This window comes from Tabrizicola oligotrophica (assembly GCF_011008935.1).
In the GTDB taxonomy this organism is placed as follows: Bacteria; Pseudomonadota; Alphaproteobacteria; order Rhodobacterales; family Rhodobacteraceae; genus Tabrizicola_A; species Tabrizicola_A oligotrophica.
The window spans coordinates 1-662 of record NZ_JAAIVJ010000043.1 but is presented as its reverse complement, the minus strand read 5'-3'; the positions used below and the strand labels follow the sequence as shown (position 1 = coordinate 662).

General features: G+C 65.4%; 1 protein-coding gene. It reads left to right on the top strand.

Annotation, left to right across the window (positions count from 1 at the left end; genetic code table 11):
* Positions 1 to 245 precede the first annotated feature (245 nt).
* Complete coding sequence (locus tag G4Z14_RS18750; RefSeq protein ID WP_164628484.1) at positions 246 to 650, top strand: single-stranded DNA-binding protein; 405 nt, start codon at positions 246 to 248, stop codon at positions 648 to 650.
* Positions 651 to 662: the final 12 nt, after the last annotated feature.

The following is a 662-nucleotide window of genomic DNA, read 5'->3' as shown; positions in this document are numbered from 1 at the left end:
CCCCAGTTGCTCCCATCCCCGGCGTCCTCCCTTCGACTGACAATCCCCTAAGCCTGTTCGGCCTCTGGCGCGCAACCCCGCGTCAGGCCGGGCCGTGTTGCCCTTGCAGGGCTGCCCGCGCCACCCCGGCCCTCTGGGGGTTTCCGTCCGGTCCTTTGGCCCAGCCGTGCACGCCTCAACCGACAGGCTTTCTCCGGGTCTTGTCGAAGGGACGGTCCCAGGGACAGAAACCACAGGAGCTTATCATGCAGAACATCGTTATCCTCGCCGGCAACATCGGTCAGAAGCCGGAAGTCCGCACGACCCAGAGCGGCACGACGATCACCAACTTCACCCTGGCCACCTCGCGCCCGCGCCTCTCGGAAGGTCGCGTGATCCGCGACGAGAACGGTTACCGGGTGATGGACACCGAATGGCACCGCGTCACCTGCTTCAATGGCCTCGGCAAGACGGTCGCCGAGCACTGCGACAAGGGCATGAAGGTTCTCGTCCAAGGCCGCATCCACTACACGAAGTGGACCGACGCGGCAGGTGTCGACCGCTACGGCTGCGAGATCATCGCCGACAAGGTCGACTTCCTCAGCCGCCCGAAAGCGGCCGAGGGCGAAAACCCCGAGCTGGTCGACCGCGACGACGAGATCCCGTTCTGAGGAACGGGGTCT

Coding starts and splice junctions, on each gene's coding strand:
- G4Z14_RS18750 (WP_164628484.1), top strand. CDS start 246: ATGCAGAACATCGTTATCCTCGCCGGCAACATCGGTCAGAAGCCGGAA.